Annotated in this window: 17 protein-coding genes; 16 read left to right on the forward strand and 1 reads right to left on the reverse strand. The window is 60.5% G+C overall.

Annotation, left to right across the window (positions count from 1 at the left end; translation table 11 throughout):
• The first annotated feature begins 23 nt into the window (after positions 1-23).
• The 9 genes from PMA3_RS19620 (at position 24) to aceA (ending at position 10,824) form a co-directional block, all read left to right on the forward strand.
• Positions 24-2,249 (forward strand): NADP-dependent isocitrate dehydrogenase, encoded by a 2,226-nt coding sequence (locus PMA3_RS19620; RefSeq protein ID WP_064678735.1) that lies wholly within the window; start codon positions 24-26, stop codon positions 2,247-2,249.
• Positions 2,250-2,439: 190 nt separating this feature from the next.
• Positions 2,440-2,886, forward strand: coding sequence for an NUDIX hydrolase (locus tag PMA3_RS19625; protein ID WP_064678736.1), 447 nt, complete (start codon positions 2,440-2,442; stop codon positions 2,884-2,886).
• 59 nt (positions 2,887-2,945) lie between these two features.
• Positions 2,946-4,091: a tRNA 2-thiouridine(34) synthase MnmA gene (gene mnmA, locus PMA3_RS19630; RefSeq protein ID WP_064678737.1), complete on the forward strand. Its 1,146-nt coding sequence runs from the start codon at positions 2,946-2,948 to the stop codon at positions 4,089-4,091.
• Positions 4,088-4,711 carry a high frequency lysogenization protein HflD gene (gene hflD, locus PMA3_RS19635; protein ID WP_064678738.1) on the forward strand — a complete coding sequence of 208 codons (624 nt, stop codon included), beginning with the start codon at positions 4,088-4,090 and terminating at the stop codon, positions 4,709-4,711. Before mnmA ends, hflD begins: the two co-directional genes overlap by 4 nt.
• 126 nt (positions 4,712-4,837) lie before the next feature.
• On the forward strand, positions 4,838-6,208 hold the full coding sequence (gene purB, locus PMA3_RS19640; protein WP_064678739.1) for an adenylosuccinate lyase: 1,371 nt from the start codon (positions 4,838-4,840) through the stop codon (positions 6,206-6,208).
• Positions 6,209-6,294: 86 nt separating this feature from the next.
• On the forward strand, positions 6,295-7,464 hold the full coding sequence (locus tag PMA3_RS19645; RefSeq protein WP_064678740.1) for a ribosomal protein uL16 3-hydroxylase: 1,170 nt from the start codon (positions 6,295-6,297) through the stop codon (positions 7,462-7,464).
• Positions 7,457-7,882 carry a GNAT family N-acetyltransferase gene (locus PMA3_RS19650; RefSeq protein WP_064678741.1) on the forward strand — a complete coding sequence of 142 codons (426 nt, stop codon included), beginning with the start codon at positions 7,457-7,459 and terminating at the stop codon, positions 7,880-7,882. The genes PMA3_RS19645 and PMA3_RS19650 overlap by 8 nt, the downstream gene beginning before the upstream one ends.
• A 381-nt stretch (positions 7,883-8,263) precedes the next feature.
• Positions 8,264-9,025: a secretin N-terminal domain-containing protein gene (locus PMA3_RS19655; RefSeq protein ID WP_064678742.1), complete on the forward strand. Its 762-nt coding sequence runs from the start codon at positions 8,264-8,266 to the stop codon at positions 9,023-9,025.
• Positions 9,026-9,498: 473 nt separating this feature from the next.
• A complete protein-coding gene (gene aceA, locus PMA3_RS19660; RefSeq protein ID WP_008032724.1) occupies positions 9,499-10,824 on the forward strand; it encodes an isocitrate lyase in 1,326 nt (441 codons plus the stop codon).
• 311 nt (positions 10,825-11,135) lie between these two features.
• Here the strand turns inward: aceA and leuS are convergent, their stop codons facing one another.
• Positions 11,136-13,727 carry a leucine--tRNA ligase gene (leuS, locus tag PMA3_RS19665; protein ID WP_064678743.1) on the reverse strand — a complete coding sequence of 864 codons (2,592 nt, stop codon included), beginning with the start codon at positions 13,725-13,727 and terminating at the stop codon, positions 11,136-11,138.
• Positions 13,728-14,580: 853 nt separating this feature from the next.
• Here leuS and PMA3_RS19670 point away from each other — a divergent pair.
• From PMA3_RS19670 to nuoH, 7 genes are all read left to right on the forward strand, one after another.
• The gene (locus PMA3_RS19670; RefSeq protein ID WP_003223812.1) at positions 14,581-14,994 is read left to right on the forward strand and encodes an NADH-quinone oxidoreductase subunit A; all 414 of its coding nucleotides are present in this window, start codon (positions 14,581-14,583) and stop codon (positions 14,992-14,994) included.
• Positions 14,995-15,004: 10 nt separating this feature from the next.
• Positions 15,005-15,679 (forward strand): NuoB/complex I 20 kDa subunit family protein, encoded by a 675-nt coding sequence (locus tag PMA3_RS19675; protein ID WP_050682721.1) that lies wholly within the window; start codon positions 15,005-15,007, stop codon positions 15,677-15,679.
• Between the two features lie 72 nt (positions 15,680-15,751).
• A complete protein-coding gene (gene nuoC / locus PMA3_RS19680) occupies positions 15,752-17,536 on the forward strand; it encodes an NADH-quinone oxidoreductase subunit C/D (protein ID WP_064678744.1) in 1,785 nt (594 codons plus the stop codon).
• A gap of 2 nt (positions 17,537-17,538) precedes the next feature.
• On the forward strand, positions 17,539-18,036 hold the full coding sequence (nuoE, locus tag PMA3_RS19685; RefSeq protein WP_008146039.1) for an NADH-quinone oxidoreductase subunit NuoE: 498 nt from the start codon (positions 17,539-17,541) through the stop codon (positions 18,034-18,036).
• The gene (nuoF, locus tag PMA3_RS19690) at positions 18,033-19,388 is read left to right on the forward strand and encodes an NADH-quinone oxidoreductase subunit NuoF (RefSeq protein WP_064678745.1); all 1,356 of its coding nucleotides are present in this window, start codon (positions 18,033-18,035) and stop codon (positions 19,386-19,388) included. The genes nuoE and nuoF overlap by 4 nt, the downstream gene beginning before the upstream one ends.
• Positions 19,389-19,525: 137 nt before the next feature.
• Positions 19,526-22,240 carry an NADH-quinone oxidoreductase subunit NuoG gene (gene nuoG, locus PMA3_RS19695; protein WP_064678746.1) on the forward strand — a complete coding sequence of 905 codons (2,715 nt, stop codon included), beginning with the start codon at positions 19,526-19,528 and terminating at the stop codon, positions 22,238-22,240.
• Entirely contained in the window at positions 22,237-23,244 is a 1,008-nt protein-coding gene (gene nuoH, locus PMA3_RS19700) for an NADH-quinone oxidoreductase subunit NuoH (RefSeq protein WP_064678747.1), read from the forward strand. The genes nuoG and nuoH overlap by 4 nt, the downstream gene beginning before the upstream one ends.
• Positions 23,245-23,251: the final 7 nt, after the last annotated feature.

Genomic DNA, 23,251 nt, shown 5'->3' on the forward strand with positions numbered 1-23,251 from the left:
AAGAAGAGAGAGTTAATCCGAATATGCCCACCCGCTCGAAGATCATCTATACCTTCACCGACGAAGCTCCCGCCCTCGCCACCTATTCACTGTTGCCTATCGTAGAGGCTTTCACCGCCTCCGCTGATATCGCCGTGGAAACCCGCGATATCTCTCTTGCAGGGCGCATCCTGGCCAGCTTCCCCGAGCAACTGGGTGACAAAGCCGTCGCCGACCATCTCGCCGAACTGGGCGACCTGGCCGTCACGCCTGAAGCCAACATCATCAAGCTGCCGAACATCAGCGCCTCGGTTCCGCAACTGCAAGCCGCGATCAAAGAGCTGCAAGCCCAGGGCTTCGCACTGCCGGACTATCCGGAAACCGTGACCAGCGACGCCGACAAGCTCGCCAAGTCGCGCTACGACAAAATCAAGGGCAGCGCCGTGAACCCGGTCCTGCGCGAAGGCAACTCCGATCGTCGTGCGCCGCTGTCGGTCAAGAACTATGCGCGCAAGCACCCGCACAAAATGGGCGCCTGGGCTGCGGACTCCAAGTCCCACATCGCGCACATGAGCACCGGCGATTTCTACGGCAGCGAAAAAGCCGCCCTGATCGACGCCGCCGATGCGGTCAAAATCGAACTGATCGCTCAAGACGGCACCACCACCGTCCTGAAAGAAAAGACCACCGTGCAAGCCGGTGAGATCCTCGATTGCGCCGTCATGAGCAAAAACGCCCTGCGCCGCTTCATCGCCGCTGAAATCGAAGACGCCAAAGCCAAGGGTGTACTGCTGTCGGTTCACCTGAAAGCGACCATGATGAAGGTCTCCGACCCGATCATGTTCGGTCAGATCGTTGCCGAGTTCTACAAAGACGCGCTGGCCAAGCACGCTGACGTGCTGGCACAGATCGGCTTCAACCTGAACAACGGCATCGGCGACCTGTACGCCCGCATCAAGGCCTTGCCTAGCGATCAGCAAGCGCAGATCGAAGCGGACATCCAGGCGGTCTACGCCGATCGTCCGTCGTTGGCCATGGTCAACTCCGACAAAGGCATCACCAACCTGCACGTGCCGAGCGACGTCATCGTCGACGCCTCGATGCCGGCGATGATCCGTGACTCCGGCAAAATGTGGGGCACTGACGGCCAGCTGCACGACACCAAGGCTGTGATCCCGGATCGCTGCTACGCCACCATCTACCAGGCGGTGATCGAAGACTGCAAGCTGCACGGCGCTTTCGATCCAACCACCATGGGCAGCGTGCCGAACGTTGGCCTGATGGCGAAGAAAGCCGAAGAGTACGGCTCCCACGACAAGACGTTCCAGATCAAGACCAACGGTGTTGTCCGCGTGACCGACAGCAAAGGCGGCCTGCTGCTGGAACAGTCGGTTGAAGCCGGCGACATCTTCCGCATGTGCCAGACCAAGGACGCGCCGATCCAGGACTGGGTCAAACTGGCCGTCAACCGTGCTCGCGCAAGCAGCACCCCGGCCATTTTCTGGCTGGACCCGATGCGCGCCCACGACGGTGTGGTGATCGAGAAAGTTCAGGCTTACCTGAAGGATCACGACACCGCTGGCCTGGATATCCAGATCATGGCACCCGTCGACGCGATGAAGTTCACCCTGCAGCGCACCCGCGAAGGCAAGGACACCATCTCGGTGACCGGCAACGTCCTGCGCGACTACCTGACCGACCTGTTCCCGATCATGGAACTGGGCACCAGCGCCAAGATGCTGTCGATCGTGCCGCTGATGAACGGCGGCGGCCTGTTCGAAACCGGCGCCGGCGGTTCGGCACCGAAGCACGTGCAGCAGCTGCTGGAAGAAAACTTCCTGCGCTGGGATTCCCTGGGCGAGTTCCTGGCCCTGGCCGCCTCCCTCGAGCACCTGGGTGTGACCTACAACAACCCCAAGGCGCTGGTTTTGGCCAAGACCCTGGACCAGGCCACCGGCCAGTTCCTGGACAACAACAAGTCGCCATCGCGCAAAGTCGGCAACATCGACAACCGCGGCAGCCACTTCTACCTGGCGCTGTACTGGGCACAAGCCCTGGCCGCCCAGTCCGAAGACACTGCACTGCAAGCGCAGTTCGGCGAGCTGGCCAAGACCCTGACCGAGAACGAGGCAACCATCGTTGCCGAGCTCAACGCCGTACAGGGCAAGCCAGTGGACATCGGCGGTTACTACCACGCCAATGCCGAGCTGATCAGCAAGGCCATGCGCCCGAGCAACACTTTCAACGCTGCGATCGCTGCGTTGGTTTAAGGTTGTAAGGATGCAAAGAAGCCCCGGCCTTGTGCCGGGGTTTCTGTTTCCAACACCCACTCCTGTAGGAGCGAGGCTTGCCCGCGAAGCAGGCGGCGCGGTCTTTCGCAAGAATCGCGGTGATGCCTTCGCGGGCAAGTCGGATCGCCGCACCGCTCGCTCCTACAGATTGATGACCGGAGGATATTTCATGGATTGGCTACCCCACATCACCGTCGCCACCATCGTCGAAGACAACGGCCGCTTCCTGATGGTCGAAGAAACCAAGCACGGACGAACGGTACTCAACCAGCCCGCCGGTCACCTCGACCCGGACGAAACCCTGATCGAGGCCGCCGTGCGCGAAACCCTCGAAGAAACCGGCTGGGACGTCGAACCCACCGGCGTGGTGGGCATTTACCTCTACACCGCCCCCAGCAACGGCGTGACCTACCAGCGGGTCTGTTTCAACGCAAAACCGCTCAAACACCACCCGGACTACCAGTTGGACGACGGCATCGTCGGCGCCAAGTGGCTGACGCGTGACGAACTGCTGGCACAGCGCGCAAACTGGCGCAGTGAGTTGATCATCCGCTGTATCGATGATTATCTGGACGGCAATCACTTCGGTCTCGAATTGATCCGCCCTTCTCTTTAGCCTTGCGGGCTTCAGCCTGCTAGAATCGCGTCCTTTTTCAAGACACTCATTGAATCCCTATGCGTGATCCAGCCCCTTCTGACACACAAAAGAAGCGCGTCATTGTCGGCATGTCCGGCGGCGTGGACTCTTCCGTTTCCGCTCTCCTGCTGATCGAGCAGGGTTATGAGGTGGAAGGCCTGTTCATGAAGAACTGGGAAGAAGACGATGGAACGGAATACTGCACCGCCATGGATGACCTGGCGGACGCCCAGGCCGTGTGCGACAGGATTGGCATCAAGCTGCACACCGCCAACTTCGCCGCCGAGTACTGGGACAACGTGTTCGAGCACTTCCTGGCCGAATACAAGGCCGGCCGCACGCCGAACCCGGACATCCTCTGCAACCGCGAGATCAAGTTCAAGGCGTTCCTCGACTACGCCATGATGCTCGGCGCCGACCTGATCGCCACCGGCCACTACGTGCGCCGCCGCGACATCGACGGCCGCACCGAGCTGCTCAAGGGCCTGGACCCGAACAAGGACCAGAGCTACTTCCTGCACGCCGTCGGCGGTGAACAGATCGCCAAGACCCTGTTCCCGGTCGGCGAGCTGGAAAAGCCCGAAGTGCGCGCGATCGCCGAGAAACATCAGCTGGCCACCGCGAAGAAAAAGGACTCCACCGGGATCTGCTTTATCGGCGAGCGCCGCTTCAGCGACTTCCTCAAGCAGTACCTGCCGGCCCAGCCGGGCGAGATCAAGACCACCGAAGGCGAAGTCATCGGCCGTCACCACGGCTTGATGTATCACACCATCGGTCAGCGTCAGGGTCTGGGTATCGGCGGCCTGAAAGACGCCAGTGACGAACCCTGGTACGTGCTGATCAAGGACCTGGAGCACAACGAGCTGATCGTCGGCCAGGGCAATGACCACCCTTATCTGTTTTCCCGCGCCCTGCTCGCCTCGGAGATCTATTGGGTCAACCCGATCGACCTGAGCGAGCCGCGCAAGCTGACCGCCAAGGTGCGTTATCGCCAGAGCGACCAGCCCTGCACCCTGGAAAAAACCGCCAGCGGCTACCGCGCGACCTTCGATGACCCGCAACGCGCGGTCACCCCGGGCCAATCAGTGGTGTTCTACGACGGTGAAATCTGCCTCGGCGGCGGCGTGATCGAAATCGCCGAACCCTGGACCAGCAAGAGCACCAGCAAGGGCCAAGCTCAATGAACCCGACCCAGGAGCAATTGACGGCACTGGGCGGGGTGTTTCTCGCCGCGGTGCTGGTCGACAAGATCGCCAAGACCGGCCAGACCACCGAAGCCGGCCTGACCTGCATGCTCGGCAGCCTGCTGATTCGCGATCCCAAGGACACGCTGGAAGTGTACGGCGGCGACGACCTCAATCTGCGTGAAGGCTACCGAGCGCTGATTGGCGCCCTGGAGCGCGACCCCAGCACCCTTCAGCGCGAACCGCTGCGTTATGCGCTGGCCATGCTGGGCCTGGAGCGCCAGCTGGCCAAACGCGGCGACATGCTGGACGAAATCGGCAAGCGCCTGCCGCAGATCCAGTCCCAGGTCGAGCACTTCGGCGCGGCTCACGAAAACGTGATCGCGGCCTGCGGTGCGCTGTATCAGGACACCTTGAGCACCCTGCGCCAGCGGATTCAGGTCCACGGCGACATGCGCAACCTGCAGCAGCCGAGCAATGCCTCGAAAATCCGCGCCCTGTTGCTGGCCGGAATTCGTTCGGCACGCCTGTGGCGGCAGTTGGGCGGGCATCGCTGGCAGCTGGTGATCAGCCGCCGCAAGTTGTTGAAAGAACTTTACCCGCTGATGCGCAGCAGCTGAACCGCGCCCGCAACACCTTTGGTAATTTGTAACGCGTAATACGCCGGTCAGTTCGCAACGGACCGGCGGATTTTTTCATGTATGATACGCGCCCCATTTCGTTGCCCGACTGTCCGAGAACACCCCATGCAGCTTTCTTCGCTCACTGCGGTTTCCCCTGTTGACGGCCGCTACGCCGGCAGAACCCAGGCCCTGCGCCCTATTTTCAGCGAATACGGCCTGATCCGTGCGCGCGTTCTGGTTGAAGTGCGCTGGCTCCAGCGCCTGGCCGCTCATCCTGGCATCAGCGAAGTGCCGGCGTTCTCCGCCGAAGCCAACGCTGTGCTGAACACCCTGGCGGACAACTTCGCCCTGGAGCACGCCGAGCGCGTCAAAGAGATCGAACGCACCACCAACCACGACGTCAAGGCCATCGAATACCTGCTCAAAGAGCAAGCGGCCAAGCTGCCGGAACTGGCCAAGGTCAGCGAATTCATCCACTTTGCCTGCACCAGCGAGGACATCAACAACCTGTCCCACGCCCTGATGCTGCGCGAAGGCCGTGATGATGTGATGCTGCCGCTGATGCGCCAGACCGCCGACGCCATCCGCGAACTGGCGATCCGTTTCGCTGACGTGCCGATGCTGTCGCGCACCCACGGTCAACCGGCTTCGCCGACCACCCTGGGCAAAGAGCTGGCGAACGTGGTCTACCGTCTGGAGCGTCAAATCGCTCAAGTCGCTGCCGTTCCGCTGCTGGGCAAGATCAACGGCGCGGTCGGCAACTACAACGCCCACCTGTCGGCCTACCCTGAGATCGACTGGGAAGAAAACGCCCGCGCGTTCATCGAAGACGAGCTGGGCCTGGGCTTCAACCCGTATACCACGCAGATCGAACCGCACGACTACATCGCCGAGCTGTTCGACGCGATCGCGCGTTTCAACACGATCCTGATCGACTTCGACCGCGACATCTGGGGCTACATCTCCCTGGGTTATTTCAAGCAGCGCACCATCGCGGGCGAAATCGGCTCGTCGACCATGCCGCACAAGGTCAACCCGATCGACTTCGAAAACTCCGAAGGCAACTTAGGCATCGCCAACGCATTGTTCCAGCACCTGGCGAGCAAGCTGCCGATCTCCCGCTGGCAGCGCGACCTGACCGACTCCACCGTTCTGCGCAACCTCGGTGTCGGCTTCGCCCACAGCGTGATCGCGTACGAAGCCAGCCTCAAAGGCATCAGCAAACTCGAGCTCAACGCTCAGAAGATCGCTGCCGACCTGGACGCTTGCTGGGAAGTATTGGCCGAGCCGATCCAGACCGTAATGCGTCGCTACAACATCGAAAATCCGTACGAAAAGCTGAAAGAATTGACCCGTGGCAAGGGCATCAGCCCTGAAGCACTGCAAACTTTCATCGATGGCCTGGACATGCCAGCCGCGGCCAAGGCCGAGCTGAAATTGCTCACGCCGGCGAACTACATCGGCAACGCTGTAGAGCAAGCCAGGCGCATCTGATCGACCGCTGCACCCGTTTGAGACGCCCGGCAGCGCCGGGCGTTTTTATTCCCGTCTGAAAAGTGCTTTTTTTCAATAGGTTACACATGAATCCTGACATTCCTCTTCAACTTCTGGGCGGCATCACTGCGCGGGAATTCCTGCGCGACTACTGGCAGAAAAAACCCCTGCTGATCCGTCAGGCGATTCCTGAATTCGAAAGCCCGATCGACGCCGACGAACTGGCCGGCCTCGCGCTGGAAGAAGAAGTTGAGTCGCGCCTGATCATCGAGAACGGCGAGCGCCCTTGGGAATTGCGCCGCGGCCCGTTCGCCGAAGACGAGTTCAGCAAGCTGCCGGAACGCGACTGGACCCTGCTGGTTCAAGCCGTTGACCAATTCGTGCCGGAAGTCGCCGAGCTGCTGGAAAACTTCCGCTTCCTGCCGAGCTGGCGCATCGACGACGTGATGATCAGCTTCGCCGCCCCGGGTGGCAGCGTTGGCCCGCACTTCGACAACTACGACGTGTTCCTGCTGCAGGGCCATGGCAAGCGCAACTGGAAAATCGGCCAGATGTGCGATTCCGAGAGCAAGCTGCTGCAGCACGCCGACCTGCGCATCCTCGCCGACTTCGAAGCCACCGACGAATGGGTGCTGGAACCGGGCGACATGCTGTACCTGCCGCCGCGCCTGGCCCACTGCGGCGTAGCTGTCGACGATTGCCTGACTTACTCGGTCGGCTTTCGCGCGCCGAGCGCCGCTGAGGTGCTGACCCACTTCACCGACTTCCTCAGCCAGTTCCTGCCGGACGAAGATCGCTACACCGACGCCGACGCCCTGCCTTCTGCCGATCCACACCAGATCCAGCACGACGCCCTCGATCGCTTGAAAGGCCTGCTGGCCGAGCACATGAGCGACGAACGCCTGCTGCTGACCTGGTTCGGCCAGTTCATGACCGAGCCACGTTATCCGGAATTGGTGGTGGGCCCGGAAGAAATCGAAGAAGACGACCTGCTCGCCAGCCTCGAGCAAGGCGCGGTGCTGATCCGCAACCCGAGTGCGCGCCTGGCCTGGTCCGAAGTCGATGACGACCTGCTGCTGTTCGCCAGCGGCCAGAGCCGGTACCTGCCGGGCAAACTGCGCGAGTTGCTGAAGATGATTTGCGCCGCCGACTCGCTGCACGTCGACAATCTCGGCGACTGGCTGAGCGACGAAGACGGTCGCGGCCTGCTGTGCGAGCTGATCAAGCAAGGAAGCCTGGGGTTTGCCGATGAATAAGATTCACGTACGTGTCGCAGACTGGCAAAAGGACAACGCCGAGATCCGGCGCATTCGTGAGACGGTGTTCGTCGCCGAGCAGTCCGTTCCGCCCGAGCTGGAATGGGATGCCGATGATGTGACGGCGGTGCATTTCCTCGCTCTCGAAGGCGACTTTCCGGTGGGTACCGCTCGCCTGTTGCATGACGGTCACGTCGGCCGGGTATCGGTGCTCAAGGACTGGCGCGGCTTGAAAGTCGGCGATGCGCTGATGCACGCGGTGATCGGTGAAGCCGAGCAGCGCGGTCTGAAGCAGCAGATGCTGAGCGCGCAAGTGCAGGCCACGGCGTTCTATGAGCGCCTGGGTTTTCACATGGTCAGCGAGGAGTTCCTGGAAGCAGGGATTCCACATGTGGACATGGTGCGTCACTCGGCTTGATACCGAGTCGCGCCCTTCGCGAGCAAGCCCGCTCCCACAATAGATTTGTGAGTTGCTGAAGATTCTGGCAACACCATCGATTCCTGTGGGAGCGAGCTTGCTCGCGATAGCGGCCTCAAGGACACCACAAAACGCCCCGCCATTTTCAAATGCCGGGGCGTTTTGCTGTCTACGATTCAACTTGCCCCCTGCCAGGCCGACAAACTGGCACTATCAAACCCTGTAGGAGCGAGCTTGCTCCGGGCGGCGTTCCGACGATGGACGTCAACGATAACGCGCAAAGCCTGACACTCCTAGGCACCCTTACGTCCATCGTCGGAACGCCGCCCGGAGCAAGCTCGCTCCTACATATCAAGGCATCAGAAGTCGGAGAAAAAGGACATGTCCCTACGCACCCTCCTAACCACACTGCTACTGACCTGCAGTGCTTCGGTCATGGCCGCCACCGAGATCGTGCCGCTGAATTACCACACCAGCGCCGACATGTTGCCGATGGCGCAGGACTTCATAGGCAAGGAAGGCCAGGTCAGCGCCTACGGCAACCAGCTGATCGTCAACGCCGATCAACGCAAGATCGACGAACTTAAAGCCCTCATCGCCCAACTCGATACCGCACCCAAACGCCTGCTGATCACCGTCGACACCAGCGAAAACAACTTTCAGAATGACCAGGGTTATTCGGTCAACGGCGCCAAACCGGGCCAGACCCGCATCATCAGCCGCAGCACCGACAGCCGCGACGGCGGCATCCAGCAAATCCAGGCCAGTGAAGGGGCTCCGGCGCTGATCCAGGTCGGCCAGAGCGTGCCGCTGACCAGCACCCAGGCCGATTCTTACGGCGACCTGCGCAGCCAGACCGAGTACCGCAACGTCACCCAGGGTTTCTACGTCACCGCCAGCGTCACCGGCGAAACCGTTCACCTGGCGATCAGCACCAATCGTGATCGCATCAGCCAGGAACGGCCCGATGTAGTGAACGTGCAAAGTACCGACACAACTGTCACGGGACGCCTGGGCGAATGGATCACCCTGGCCGGCGTGAATCGCCAGACCCAGGCCGATAAACAGGGCCTGACCCGCAGCTACTCGACCCAGGGCAGGGATGACATGACCCTGCGGGTGAAAGTCGATACTTTGGACTGAATCACCGAAAACTGACTGATTAGTCGTATTAGACCAAAGATGTAGTGGCGCAAAAAAAGCACTACAAAACGTTTGACGATACAAAAAAGCAAAGGCATGATGGCCTCGCTCCCGCTAATCAGGGGCCCTGGCAAGGGCCTTCGAAGCGATGTTCGCACCTACCCCGCGAGCCGCTTCGTGTCTGTACCGCCCACAAGGTGTGTTTGACGAGGTTGCCGACTGGAACGAAGTTGTCCCGAGGGACGGAAGCGTATTTAGGTAAGCCCGGCATCACACTGAAGTTCGTACAAAGGCCCACGACGCCCGAATGCGCTCGCCAGTTCGCCCTTACCTGCTCACTTCCCCTCGAGCCATCGTTCATCCCGTCGCCAACCCCGCCGAATTCGACTTGACCGCCTAAGCTTCTGGTCAGCGAGCATGAGTTTTCCACCGCAGAACAACTTTCCGTAAAAGACGCGACGAGGTTTATCTCCATGGCACTGACACGCGAACAGCAAATTGCAGCCCTCGAAAAAGACTGGGCTGAAAACCCACGCTGGAAAGGCGTGACACGCGCTTACTCCGCTGCTGACGTCGTCCGCCTGCGTGGCTCGGTTCAACCTGAGCACACCTTTGCAAAACTCGGCGCCGAGAAGCTGTGGAACCTGGTGACCCAGGGTGCCAAGCCGTCCTTCCGCCCCGAGAAAGATTTCGTCAACTGCATGGGCGCCCTGACTGGCGGCCAGGCGGTACAACAAGTCAAGGCCGGTATCCAGGCGATCTACCTGTCGGGCTGGCAAGTGGCTGCGGACAACAACTCCGCCGAATCGATGTACCCGGACCAGTCGCTGTACCCGGTGGACTCGGTTCCAACCGTGGTCAAGCGCATCAACAACTCGTTCCGTCGTGCTGACCAGATCCAGTGGAAAGCCGGCAAAGGCCCGGGCGACGAAGGTTACATCGACTACTTCGCGCCGATCGTGGCTGACGCCGAAGCCGGTTTCGGCGGCGTACTGAACGCCTACGAGCTGATGAAAAGCATGATCGAAGCAGGCGCCGCCGGCGTTCACTTCGAAGACCAGCTGGCATCCGTGAAAAAATGCGGCCACATGGGCGGCAAGGTACTGGTGCCTACCCAGGAAGCCGTACAGAAGCTGACCGCTGCTCGTCTGGCAGCTGACGTGGCCGGCACGCCGACCATCATCCTGGCCCGCACCGACGCCAACGCGGCGGACCTGCTGACTTCCGATTGCGACCCATACGACCAGCCATTCGTGACTGGCGAACGTACCCAGGAAGGCTTCTACAAAGTGCGCGCCGGTCTCGACCAGGCCATCGCTCGCGGCCTGGCCTACGCGCCGTACGCCGACCTGATCTGGTGCGAAACCGCCAAGCCGGACCTGGACGAAGCTCGTCGCTTCGCCGAAGCGATCAAAAAGGAATACCCGGACCAACTGCTGTCGTACAACTGCTCGCCTTCCTTCAACTGGAAGAAAAACCTGGACGACGCGACCATCGCCAAGTTCCAGCGCGAATTGTCCGCCATGGGTTACAAGCACCAGTTCATCACCCTGGCCGGCATTCACAACATGTGGCACAGCATGTTCAACCTGGCGCACGACTACGCCCGCAACGACATGACTGCCTACGTGAAGCTGCAAGAACAAGAGTTCGCCGACGCTGCCAAGGGTTACACCTTCGTGGCTCACCAACAGGAAGTGGGCACCGGCTACTTCGACGACATGACCACCGTGATCCAGGGTGGTTCGTCTTCGGTCACCGCGCTGACCGGTTCGACTGAAGAAGAACAGTTTCACTGATTGGCCGCACTTGAACGAACGGCCGTTGCGGATCGAATAGAAAGCTAACCGCAACGCCGCCCATCTGACGCCCCGACTGGTTCGGGGCGTTTTTTTTGATCGCAATTCACCCCCCCCTGTAGGAGCCAGGCTTGCCGGCGAAGAACGGTAACGCGGTATTACAGATACACCGCGGTGCCTGGTTCGCCTGTAGGAGCCAGGCTTGCCGGCGAAGAACGGTAACGCGGCATTACAGATACACCGCGGTGCCTGGTTCGCGGGCAAGTCGAATCGTCGCACCGCTCGCTCCTACAGGAGTAAGCGATCGAGAATCAGATAACGAAGTTAACCAGTCGGTTAGGCACCACGATCATCCTGCTCGCGCCCTCCAGATGGCTGCGCAACACCGGATCAGCCAATGCCCGGATCCGTATTGCATCGTGATCGGCATCAGCCTGGATCAGGATTTCCCCACGCAATTTGCCGTTCACTTGCACCATCATTTTCACTTCGTCCTGCTTCAAGGCTTCGTTATCCGGCACAGGCCATGAACTGTCATAAATGTCGCCCGGGAAACCCAGTTCCGCCCAGAGTACCTGGGTGATGTGCGGCGTCACGGGATTCAGGACCTGCAACAGGATCGCCATCCCCTCGCGGGTCACCTGGAGGCCGGCAGCCCTGCCCCCCTCCAGCACCTTGAGCATCTTCATCGCACCCGACACTACCGTGTTGTATTGCATCCGTTCGTAATCGCTGTTGACCTGCTGCAGCAACCGATGCATCTCAAAGCGTACGCGTCTGGATTCGGCAACGTCCTCAACCCCATCATCCCTGCCGTCCCGGGCCTGGCTGTCACAGGCAAACGTCCATAGCCGGCGCAGGAAGCGATAAGCCCCCTCAACCCCGCTGTCGCTCCAGATCGTGTCCTGGTCGGGAGGGCCCGCGAAAATGGTAAACAAACGGGCAGTGTCGGCGCCAAACCTGTCGATGATGTCCTTCGGCTCGACAACGTTGTTCTTCGACTTCGACATTTTTTCCACGCCGCCAATGATGACGGGCAAACCGTCCTCAAGCGCCGTAGACTTTACCGGGCGACCTTTTTCATCGTACTGGACCGTCACTTGCGCGGGATAAAACCATTGCCGGCTGCCATCGTCCGCTGCGCGGTAATAACTTTCACGCAACAACATGCCTTGGGTGAACAGGTTCTTGAACGGTTCGCTGAACGCCACCAGCCCTTCATCGCGCATCGCCCGGGTCCAGAACCTGGCGTACAGCAAATGCAGCACCGCATGCTCGATACCGCCGATGTATTGATCGATGGCCATCCAGTATCGGCTGCCGGGCCCGACCATCGCTGTATCACTGTCGGGATCGCAATAGCGCATGAAATACCAGCTTGAGTCGACGAAGGTATCCAGGGTATCCGTTTCCCGTAGCGCCGGAGCCGCGCAGCGAGGGCAAGCCACCTGGCGAAACCCGGCATGCGCCAGCAACGGATTTGCGCTTCCGTCGGGAATGCAATCGGTCGGTAACACCACAGGCAGATCCGAATAAGGGACTGGGACGTCGCCACAGTGTTCACAACGGATGATGGGGATTGGGGTCCCCCAGTAACGTTGCCGTGAAATCCCCCAGTCGCGCAGGCGCCAGGTGGTGGCTTCCTCACCCATCCCACGCTCAACCAACGCCGCGACGATGGCCTGGGTGGCCTGTGCGACCGTCAGCCCGTCGTAGGCGCCGGAGTTGATGAGATGGCCATCCCGACCGGCATGACTGTCCGACCAGTCCTGAAAGTCATAGACCTGATCGTCGCAAGCAATGACCTGACGAACAGGCAACCCGTATTGATTGGCAAAGTCGAAGTCACGCTCATCGTGGGCAGGCACGGCCATCAAGGCGCCTTCCCCATATTCGCTGAGTACATAGTTGGTTATCCACAGGGCGACAGGCTCACCGGTCAACGGGTGCTCGACGTGCAAACCGCTGGGAACGCCAATCTTGACCTGGGCGCTGGTGGCCGGACCGGCCTCTGCCGCCTGGCGACATGCCTTCACCTGCGGCTCAAGACCCGGATCAAGCTCCAGGGCTCGCCTGGAAAGCGCATGTTCGGGAGAAATGGCACAGAAGGTCACCCCCATGAGCGTATCCACGCGGGTTGTGAACACCCACAGCATGCCGGCATCGATCAGTTGCCCGGACGCATCCCGGATCCGGTGGGCAAATGCCAGACGAACACCGCTGGCCTTGCCGATCCAGTTGCGCTGCATGGTGCGCACCCTGTCGGGCCAGCCATCCAGTGTGTCGATGGCTGACAGCAACTCTTCGGCATATTGCGTGATACGCAGGTAGTACCCGGGAATTTCCCGCTGCTCGACCAACGCCCCCGAGCGCCAGCCTCGACCGTCGATCACCTGCTCATTGGCCAGCACCGTCTGGTCGACAGGATCCCAATTGACTGTCTGGGTTTTCTTGTAGGCCACACCCTTTTCCAGCAACTTCAAGAAGAACCACTGACTCCATTTGTAATACTGCGGGTCGCAGGTGGCGATCTCGCGCGACCAGTCGAAGGCCAGTCCCAGCGGCTGCATTTGCGCCTTCATGTCCGCAATGTTCAGCCGTGTCCACTCGGCGGGAGAAACACCCGACTGCATGGCCGCATTCTCTGCCGGCAAGCCGAAAGCGTCCCAGCCCATCGGCATTAGCACGTTGAATCCTTTCATGCGCATATGACGGGCCAACATGTCGTTGATCGTATAGTTACGCACGTGCCCCATATGTAACTTTCCCGAGGGGTAAGGGAGCATCGAGCAGGCATAAAACTTGGGTCGGGCTTCATCTTCGACCGCCCTGAATACATCATCTTCAAGCCATTTGGCCTGCGCCGTACTTTCTACCCGGGCTGGATCATATTGCGGTCGCATAGAGGTTCCTTGACATTGCTGGAGCTGAACGACAAATGACTCGCTCGGCTCACACTCCTTGAAAATTACCGGTCGATTTCAATAGGCAGTGACAGGAACCGAGAGCGACATGGTTACTGAATTCAGGTACGACCATCACGCCAGTCATTGGCCAAGCGGCTCATGACGCATCCAGGCCAACAACCTGTGACAAAACCGTCCAGCCACCGAGATTACCTGGCGACAGGGCACGATCAAGCCACACATCCGACTTTTAGCAACATTCAGAAAAGCCCTTCGCCTGCAGATGAATGGCCTGTAGGAACCTTCCTGGAAACCACCACATGCCGCGCCAACCACAGCCAATGACCGTCCATTCAGTGCAGGGCTTTCGGACCTCTTCGCTGCGGTGCGGCAATCCGACGAGCCAGTACCATCAGAGGTTTGCGTCGCAGCACGATCACGGTGGGAAACACATTGATCCAGAGCAGTTTCTTCCGCGGAAAATCAAGGTAAAACAGCCCTGCCCGCTACTTGCAGTAAGCCGCATATAAGACAACTTCCCACTCACTCGTCCGCCAAACAGTTTAAAAACCGCCGCAAACAATATTGATTATCATTTAGCTCGAAAAATGTTCGTTACATTCCTTACAAAACATATTTAACGAAAAACCGCCTAATGCCCGCCACGCATGGGTTACAGGGTAACGGACGTCCGCAATGTCCTTTTTCCACCCAATAATTTCGCTATCTGAATTTTACTTGCACCGTGTTTAGCCATAAAATCAGCGGGATCGATTGCTGCGACATATCGTCACTGCGTTGTTTCTTTTTCAAGCTCAGAGACCTTTGCTCTCTGTTAAGGATTTCCAGCATGCCCGAAGCGACAGGACTCATGGCCCACAACTGGGGCTTTGCCATTTTCCTTCTGGGCGTTGTCGGCCTGTGCGCCTTCATGCTCGGCGTCTCCAGCCTCCTCGGGTCAAAAGCCTGGGGCCGCAGCAAAAACGAACCGTTCGAGTCGGGCATGCTACCTACAGGTGGCGCCCGCTTGCGGCTCTCAGCCAAATTCTATCTGGTCGCGATGCTCTTCGTGATCTTCGATATCGAAGCCCTTTTTCTCTTTGCCTGGTCTGTGTCCGTCCGCGAAAGCGGCTGGACCGGATTCGTCGAAGCTCTCGTTTTCATAGCAATTCTGTTGGCAGGTCTTGTCTACCTGTTCCGAGTGGGCGCCCTTGACTGGGCTCCGGAAGCTCGTCGCAAGCGGCAGGCGAAGCTGAAACAATGAGGCTTTGGCAATGCAATACAATCTCACCAGGATCGACCCCGATGCTCCTAACGAGCAGTATCCGATCGGCCAGCGGGAAACCGTTTCCGATCCGTTAGAAGATCAAGTCCACAAAAACATCTTCATGGGCAAGCTCGAAGACGTGCTTAACGGCACGATCAACTGGGGGCGCAAGAACTCCCTGTGGCCGTACAACTTCGGTCTTTCGTGCTGCTACGTGGAAATGACCACCGCCTTCACGGCGCCCCACGACATCGCGCGCTTTGGCGCCGAGGTTATCCGGGCATCGCCGCGCCAGGCGGATTTCATGGTTATCGCCGGTACCTGCTTCATCAAGATGGCGCCGATCATTCAGCGTCTCTACGAGCAAATGCTCGAACCTAAATGGGTCATCTCCATGGGTTCGTGCGCCAACTCCGGTGGCATGTACGACATCTACTCCGTCGTTCAAGGGGTGGACAAGTTCCTGCCCGTGGACGTCTACGTGCCTGGCTGCCCGCCCCGCCCCGAGGCTTTCCTGCAAGGCTTGATGCTGTTGCAGGAGTCGATTGGACAGGAGCGTCGTCCGCTTTCCTGGGTCGTCGGCGATCAAGGCGTATACCGCGCCGAGATGCCTTCGCAGAAGGAACAGCGCCGCGAACAGCGAATCGCAGTCACCAACCTGCGCAGCCCCGACGAAGTCTGATCCAGATCTGCTTCTTTTATAGAACGAGAACCTGGCTTCATTCTTTACGTTGACCGAAAGCGATAAATAACCATGACTACAGGCAGTGCTCTGTACATCCCGCCTTATAAGGCAGACGACCAGGATGTGGTCGTCGAACTGAACAACCGTTTTGGCCCCGAGGCGTTTTCCGCCCAGCCTACCCGCACCGGCATGCCGGTGCTTTGGGTTGCCCGGGCCAGACTCGTCGAAGTCCTGACGTTCCTGCGCAACCTGCCCAAGCCGTACGTCATGCTCTATGACCTGCACGGCGTGGACGAGCGTCTGCGCACCAAGCGTCAAGGGCTGCCAAGCGGCGCCGACTTCACTGTGTTCTATCACTTGATGTCGATCGAGCGTAATAGTGACGTAATGATCAAGGTCGCCTTGTCCGAGAGCGACCTCAGCGTACCGACCGTTACCCATATCTGGCCGAACGCCAACTGGTACGAGCGCGAAGTCTGGGACATGTACGGCATCGACTTCAAAGGTCACCCGCACCTGACCCGCATCATGATGCCGCCGACCTGGGAAGGTCACCCGCTGCGCAAGGACTTCCCGGCCCGTGCCACCGAGTTCGATCCGTTCAGCCTGACCCTGGCCAAGCAACAGCTCGAGGAAGAAGCCGCGCGCTTCAAGCCTGAAGACTGGGGCATGAAGCGTTCCGGGGCGAACGAGGACTACATGTTCCTCAACCTCGGCCCGAACCACCCTTCGGCCCACGGTGCGTTCCGCATCATCCTGCAGCTGGACGGCGAAGAGATCGTCGACTGCGTGCCGGACGTCGGTTACCACCACCGTGGTGCCGAGAAGATGGCCGAGCGTCAGTCCTGGCACAGTTTCATTCCGTACACCGACCGTATCGACTACCTCGGCGGCGTGATGAACAACCTGCCGTACGTGCTCTCGGTCGAGAAGCTGGCCGGCATCAAGGTGCCCGAGAAGGTCGACGTCATCCGCATCATGATGGCCGAGTTCTTCCGGATCACCAGCCATCTGCTGTTCCTGGGGACCTACATCCAGGACGTTGGCGCCATGACCCCGGTGTTCTTCACGTTCACCGACCGTCAGAAGGCGTACACGGTGATCGAAGCCATCACCGGTTTCCGTCTGCACCCGGCCTGGTACCGCATCGGTGGCGTCGCCCACGACCTGCCGCGGGGCTGGGAAAAACTGGTGAAAGACTTCGTCGAGTGGATGCCAAAGCGTCTGGACGAATACCAGAAAGCCGCCCTGGACAACAGCATCCTCAAAGGCCGGACCATCGGCGTCGCTGCCTACAACACCAAGGAAGCCTTCGAATGGGGCGTCACCGGTGCAGGCCTGCGTTCGACCGGTTGCGACTTCGACCTGCGTAAAGCGCGCCCGTACTCCGGCTACGAGAACTTCGAATTCGAAGTGCCGCTGGCCGTCAATGGCGATGCCTACGACCGTTGCATCGTGCGCGTCGAAGAAATGCGCCAGAGCATCAAGATCATCGAGCAGTGCATGCGCAACATGCCGGAAGGCCCGTACAAGGCGGATCACCCGCTGACCACGCCGCCGCCGAAAGAGCGCACCCTGCAGCACATCGAGACCCTGATCACGCACTTCCTGCAAGTTTCGTGGGGCCCGGTGATGCCGGCCAACGAATCCTTCCAGATGATCGAAGCGACCAAGGGCATCAACAGTTATTACCTGACGAGCGATGGCGGCACCATGAGCTACCGCACCCGGATTCGTACTCCAAGCTTCCCGCACCTGCAGCAGATCCCTTCGGTGATCAAAGGCAGCATGGTCGCGGACTTGATTGCGTACCTGGGTAGTATCGATTTCGTTATGGCCGACGTGGACCGCTAAGCATGAACAGCACGCTTATCCAGACAGACCGTTTCGCCCTGAGCGAAACCGAGCGCTCGGCCATCGAGCACGAGCTGCATCACTACGAAGACCCGCGCGCGGCGTCGATCGAAGCCCTGAAGATCGTCCAGAAGGAACGTGGCTGGGTGCCTGACGGCGCGCTGTACGCCATCGGCGAGATCCTCGGCATTCCGGCGAGCGACGTCGAAGGCGTCGCGACCTTCTATAGTCAGATCTTCCGTCAACCGGTCGGTCGCCACATCATCCGCGTCTGCGACAGCATGGTCTGCTACATCGGCGGCCACGAGTCCGTGGTCAGCGAAATCCAGAGCAATCTGGGGATCGGCCTGGGTCAGACCACCGCCGACGGTCGTTTCACCCTGCTGCCGGTCTGCTGCCTCGGCAACTGCGACAAGGCGCCGGCGTTGATGATCGACGACGACACTTTCGGTGATGTGCAGCCTGCCGGCGTTGCCAAATTGCTCGAGGGCTACGTATGACCCTGACTTCCTTCGGACCTGCCAACCGCATCAAGCGGTCAGCCGAGAGTCACCCGCTCACCTGGCGTCTGCGTGACGACGGCGAAGCCGTGTGGCTCGACGAGTACCAGGCCAAGAACGGTTATGCCGCTGCGCGCAAGGCCTTCGCCGACATGGCCCAGGACGACATCGTCCAGACTGTCAAAGACGCCGGCCTCAAAGGCCGCGGCGGTGCAGGCTTCCCCACGGGCGTGAAGTGGGGCCTGATGCCCAAGGACGAATCCATCAACATCCGCTACCTGCTGTGCAACGCGGATGAAATGGAGCCGAACACCTGGAAAGACCGCATGCTGATGGAGCAACTGCCCCATCTGCTGATCGAAGGCATGCTGATCAGTGCTCGCGCGCTGAAAACCTACCGTGGCTATATCTTCCTGCGTGGCGAATACACCACCGCCGCCAAGCACCTGAACCGTGCCGTGGAAGAAGCCAAGGCAGCTGGCCTTTTGGGCAAGAACATCCTGGGTTCGGGTTTTGATTTCGAGCTGTTCGTCCACACCGGTGCCGGGCGTTATATCTGCGGTGAAGAAACCGCACTGATCAACTCCCTGGAAGGCCGTCGCGCCAACCCGCGCTCCAAGCCGCCCTTCCCCGCCGCCGTTGGCGTGTGGGGCAAGCCGACTTGCGTGAACAACGTCGAGACCCTGTGCAACGTGCCGGCGATCATTGCCGACGGCGTGGACTGGTACAAATCGTTGGCCCGCGAAGGCAGTGAAGACATGGGCACCAAGCTCATGGGCTTCTCCGGCAAGGTCAAGAACCCCGGTCTGTGGGAACTGCCGTTCGGCGTTACCGGTCGCGAGCTGTTCGAAGACTACGCCGGCGGCATGCGCGACGGTTACAAGCTCAAGTGCTGGCAGCCAGGCGGCGCCGGTACCGGTTTCCTGTTGCCGGAACACCTGGACGCACAAATGTACGCCGGCGGCATCGCCAAGGTGGGCACCCGGATGGGTACCGGCCTGGCCATGGCGGTGGACGACAGCGTCAACATGGTGTCCCTGCTGCGCAACATGGAAGAGTTCTTCTCCCGTGAGTCGTGCGGCTTCTGCACCCCGTGCCGTGACGGTCTGCCGTGGAGCGTCAAGCTGCTGCGCGCGATCGAGAATGGTGAAGGGCAAGCCGGCGACATCGAGACCCTGCTGGGTCTGGTCGGTTTCCTCGGCCCGGGCAAGACCTTCTGTGCTCACGCACCGGGCGCCGTGGAGCCGTTGGGCAGCGCAATCAAATACTTCCGCCATGAGTTCGAAGCCGGCATCGCGCCCACCAGCGCCGTCGTCCCGCCTCTGGCCAGGCCGATCGTAGTCGGCGCTTAACGCTTTAAAAAAGGCGAAGGGTCCGTGCCCTTCGCTTTTCGTGCGATGACGCCTTTAACGGCTGTGTTGATTCGCGCGGATAACAAGATTCCATTAGCCACGCCCGCTGACACCGGGCCAACGAAGAACTTTGAACCATGGCCACTATCCACGTAGACGGCAAAGAGCTCGAAGTCGACGGGGCAGACAACCTGTTACAGGCATGTCTGTCGCTAGGCCTCGATATCCCTTATTTCTGCTGGCACCCAGCCCTGGGCAGCATTGGCGCTTGCCGCCAGTGCGCGGTCAAGCAGTACACCGACGAGAACGACAAGCGTGGTCGGATCGTCATGTCCTGCATGACCCCCGCCACCGACGGCAGCTGGATCTCCATCGACGACGAAGAAGCGAAAGTGTTTCGCGCCAGCGTCGTCGAATGGCTGATGACCAACCACCCTCACGACTGCCCGGTCTGTGAGGAAGGCGGTCACTGTCACCTGCAAGACATGACGGTGATGACCGGCCACAACGAGCGCCGTTACCGCTTCACCAAGCGCACCCACCAGAACCAGGATCTCGGCCCGTTCATCGGTCACGAGATGAACCGCTGCATCGCTTGCTACCGCTGCGTGCGCTTCTATAAGGATTACGCTGGCGGCACCGACCTCGGTGTGTTCGGCGCCCACGACAACGTGTACTTCGGTCGCGTTGAAGACGGCACCCTCGAAAGCGAGTTCTCCGGCAACCTCACCGAGGTCTGCCCGACCGGTGTGTTCACCGACAAGACTCACTCCGAGCGCTACAACCGCAAGTGGGACATGCAGTTCTCGCCGAGCATCTGCCATGGCTGCTCCAGCGGTTGCAACATCTCCCCGGGCGAGCGTTACGGTGAACTGCGTCGCATCGAGAACCGTTTCAACGGTTCGGTGAACCAGTACTTCCTGTGCGACCGTGGCCGTTTCGGCTATGGCTACGTCAACCGCAAGGATCGCCCACGCCAGCCGCTGCTGGCCAACGGCGCCAAGCTGACCCTCGACGAAGCGCTGGATAAAGCCGCCGACCTGTTGCGCGGTCGCAATATCGTCGGTATCGGTTCGCCCCGCGCCAGCCTCGAAAGCAACTACGCGTTGCGCGAACTGGTCGGCGCCGAGCACTTCTACTCCGGTATCGAAGCGTCCGAACTGGAACGCATCCGTCTGGTGATGCAAGTTCTGAAAGACAGCCCGCTGCCGATCCCGAACATGCGCGACATCGAAGACCACGACGCGGTCTTCGTCCTTGGCGAAGACCTGACCCAGACCGCCGCCCGTATGGCGCTGTCCCTGCGTCAATCGGTCAAGGGCAAGGCCGAAGACATGGCCGACGCCATGCGCGTTCAGCCGTGGCTCGACGCCGCGGTGAAGAACATCGGCCAGGACGCGCTGAATCCGCTGTTCATCGCCAGCCTGGCTGAAACCAAGCTCGACGACATCGCTGAAGAATGCGTTCACGCCGCCCCAGACGATCTGGCCCGCATCGGTTTCGCCGTGGCTCACGCCCTCGACGCCAGCGCACCGGCCGTCGAAGGCCTGGACGCTGAAGCCCTGGAGCTGGCCAAGCGCATTGCCGACGCCCTACTCGCCGCCAAGCGTCCGCTGATCATTGCCGGTACCTCGTTGGGTTCCAAGGCGCTGATCGAAGCCGCGGCGAACATCGCCAAGGCCCTGAAGCTGCGCGAGAAGAACGGTTCCATCAGCCTGATCGTTCCAGAGGCCAACAGCCTCGGCCTGGCCATGCTCGGTGGCGACTCGGTCGATGCCGCGCTGCAAGCGGTGATCGACGGTAAAGCCGACGCCATCGTCGTGCTGGAAAACGATCTGTACACCCGCACTGATAAAGCGAAGGTCGATGCTGCCCTGACCGCCGCGAAAGTGCTGATCGTGGCCGACCATCAGAAAACCGCCACCAGCGATCGCGCGCACCTGGTCCTGCCAGCCGCCAGCTTCGCTGAAGGCGACGGTACGCTGGTCAGCCAGGAAGGCCGCGCCCAGCGCTTCTTCCAGGTCTTCGACCCGACTTACCTCGATGCGAGCATCCTGGTTCACGAAGGCTGGCGCTGGCTGCATGCCCTGCGCGCCACCCTGTTGAACCAGCCGATCGACTGGACCCAGCTGGACCACGTCACCGCTGCCGTGGCTGCAAGCACGCCGCAACTGAACCGCATCGTCGATGCCGCACCGTCCGCCGCGTTCCGCATCAAAGGCCTGAAACTGGCCCGCGAACCGCTGCGTTACAGCGGCCGGACCGCCATGCGCGCCGACATCAGCGTGCATGAACCACGTACCTCCCAGGACAAAGACACCGCGTTTTCGTTCTCGATGGAAGGTTACTCGGGCTCGGTCGAACCCCGTCAGCAAGTGCCGTTCGCCTGGTCGCCGGGCTGGAACTCGCCGCAGGCCTGGAACAAGTTCCAGGACGAAGTCGGTGGTCACATCCGCGCTGGCGACCCGGGCACCCGCCTGATCGAAAGCACCGGTGATTCGCTGAACTGGTTCGCCAGTGTTCCGCGCGCGTTCAACCCGGCTCCAGGCACCTGGCAGGTCGTGCCGTTCTTCCACCTGTTCGGCAGCGAAGAGAACTCTTCCAAAGCCGCGCCGGTTCAGGAACGCATTCCGGCCGCTTACGTCGCGTTGGCCAAATCCGAAGCCGACCGCCTGGGTGTCAATGACGGCGCCCTGCTCAGCCTGAGCGTTGCTGGCCAGACCCTGCGTCTGCCGCTGCGCATCAACGAAGAGCTGGGTGCCGGTCTGGTCGCATTGCCGGCTGGTATCGCCGGCATTCCGCCAGCGATCTTTGGCAAATCCGTTGACGGTCTGCAGGAGGCAGCTCAATGACCTGGTTCACGCCTGAAGTGATCGACGTGATCATCTCGGTCCTCAAGGCCATCGTGATCCTGCTCGCCGTGGTGGTGTGCGGCGCCCTGCTGAGCTGGGTCGAGCGTCGTCTGCTCGCCCTCTGGCAGGACCGTTACGGTCCGAACCGCGTCGGTCCGTTCGGCGCGTTCCAGATCGCCGCCGACATGATCAAGATGTTCTTCAAGGAAGACTGGACGCCACCGTTCGCCGACAAGGTGATCTTCACCCTGGCACCGGTCGTGGCCATGAGCGCCTTGCTGATTGCTTTCGCGATCATCCCGATCACCCCGACCTGGGGCGTGGCGGATATCAACATCGGCATCCTGTTCTTCTTCGCCATGGCCGGTCTGTCGGTCTACGCGGTGCTGTTCGCCGGCTGGTCGAGCAACAACAAGTTCGCCCTGCTGGGCAGCTTGCGGGCCTCGGCACAGACCGTGTCGTACGAAGTGTTCATGGGCCTGTCGCTGATGGGCATCGTGATCCAGGTCGGCTCGTTCAACATGCGCGACATCGTTGAATACCAGGCGCAGAACATGTGGTTCGTGATTCCGCAGATCTTCGGTTTCCTGACCTTCTTCATCGCCGGCGTCGCCGTGACTCACCGTCACCCGTTCGACCAGCCGGAAGCGGAACAGGAACTGGCCGACGGTTACCACATTGAATACGCCGGCATGAAATGGGGCATGTTCTTCGTCGGCGAGTACATCGGCATCGTGCTGATTTCGGCGCTGCTGGTAACCTTGTTCTTCGGTGGCTGGCACGGCCCGTTCGGCATTCTGCCGCAGATCCCGTTCATCTGGTTTGCGCTGAAAACCGCGTTCTTCATCATGTTCTTCATCCTGCTGCGCGCCTCGATCCCGCGCCCACGGTATGACCAAGTGATGGACTTCAGCTGGAAGTTCTGCCTGCCGCTGACCCTCGTCAACATGCTGGTGACCGCTGCGATCGTGTTGCTCAACACGCCCGCCGTCGCGGCTCAGTGAGGATAGA

This window comes from Pseudomonas silesiensis (assembly GCF_001661075.1).
GTDB lineage: Bacteria > Pseudomonadota > Gammaproteobacteria > Pseudomonadales > Pseudomonadaceae > Aquipseudomonas > Aquipseudomonas silesiensis.

Excerpts from the sequence above, each read along its gene's own strand:
- PMA3_RS19620 (WP_064678735.1), top strand. The coding sequence starts at position 24 with ATGCCCACCCGCTCGAAGATCATCTATACCTTCACCGACGAAGCTCCC.
- PMA3_RS19625 (WP_064678736.1), top strand. The coding sequence starts at position 2,440 with ATGGATTGGCTACCCCACATCACCGTCGCCACCATCGTCGAAGACAAC.
- mnmA (WP_064678737.1), top strand. The coding sequence starts at position 2,946 with ATGCGTGATCCAGCCCCTTCTGACACACAAAAGAAGCGCGTCATTGTC.
- hflD (WP_064678738.1), top strand. The coding sequence starts at position 4,088 with ATGAACCCGACCCAGGAGCAATTGACGGCACTGGGCGGGGTGTTTCTC.
- purB (WP_064678739.1), top strand. The coding sequence starts at position 4,838 with ATGCAGCTTTCTTCGCTCACTGCGGTTTCCCCTGTTGACGGCCGCTAC.
- PMA3_RS19645 (WP_064678740.1), top strand. The coding sequence starts at position 6,295 with ATGAATCCTGACATTCCTCTTCAACTTCTGGGCGGCATCACTGCGCGG.
- PMA3_RS19650 (WP_064678741.1), top strand. The coding sequence starts at position 7,457 with ATGAATAAGATTCACGTACGTGTCGCAGACTGGCAAAAGGACAACGCC.
- PMA3_RS19655 (WP_064678742.1), top strand. The coding sequence starts at position 8,264 with ATGTCCCTACGCACCCTCCTAACCACACTGCTACTGACCTGCAGTGCT.
- aceA (WP_008032724.1), top strand. The coding sequence starts at position 9,499 with ATGGCACTGACACGCGAACAGCAAATTGCAGCCCTCGAAAAAGACTGG.
- leuS (WP_064678743.1), bottom strand. The coding sequence starts at position 13,727 with ATGCGACCGCAATATGATCCAGCCCGGGTAGAAAGTACGGCGCAGGCC.
- PMA3_RS19670 (WP_003223812.1), top strand. The coding sequence starts at position 14,581 with ATGCCCGAAGCGACAGGACTCATGGCCCACAACTGGGGCTTTGCCATT.
- PMA3_RS19675 (WP_050682721.1), top strand. The coding sequence starts at position 15,005 with ATGCAATACAATCTCACCAGGATCGACCCCGATGCTCCTAACGAGCAG.
- nuoC (WP_064678744.1), top strand. The coding sequence starts at position 15,752 with ATGACTACAGGCAGTGCTCTGTACATCCCGCCTTATAAGGCAGACGAC.
- nuoE (WP_008146039.1), top strand. The coding sequence starts at position 17,539 with ATGAACAGCACGCTTATCCAGACAGACCGTTTCGCCCTGAGCGAAACC.
- nuoF (WP_064678745.1), top strand. The coding sequence starts at position 18,033 with ATGACCCTGACTTCCTTCGGACCTGCCAACCGCATCAAGCGGTCAGCC.
- nuoG (WP_064678746.1), top strand. The coding sequence starts at position 19,526 with ATGGCCACTATCCACGTAGACGGCAAAGAGCTCGAAGTCGACGGGGCA.
- nuoH (WP_064678747.1), top strand. The coding sequence starts at position 22,237 with ATGACCTGGTTCACGCCTGAAGTGATCGACGTGATCATCTCGGTCCTC.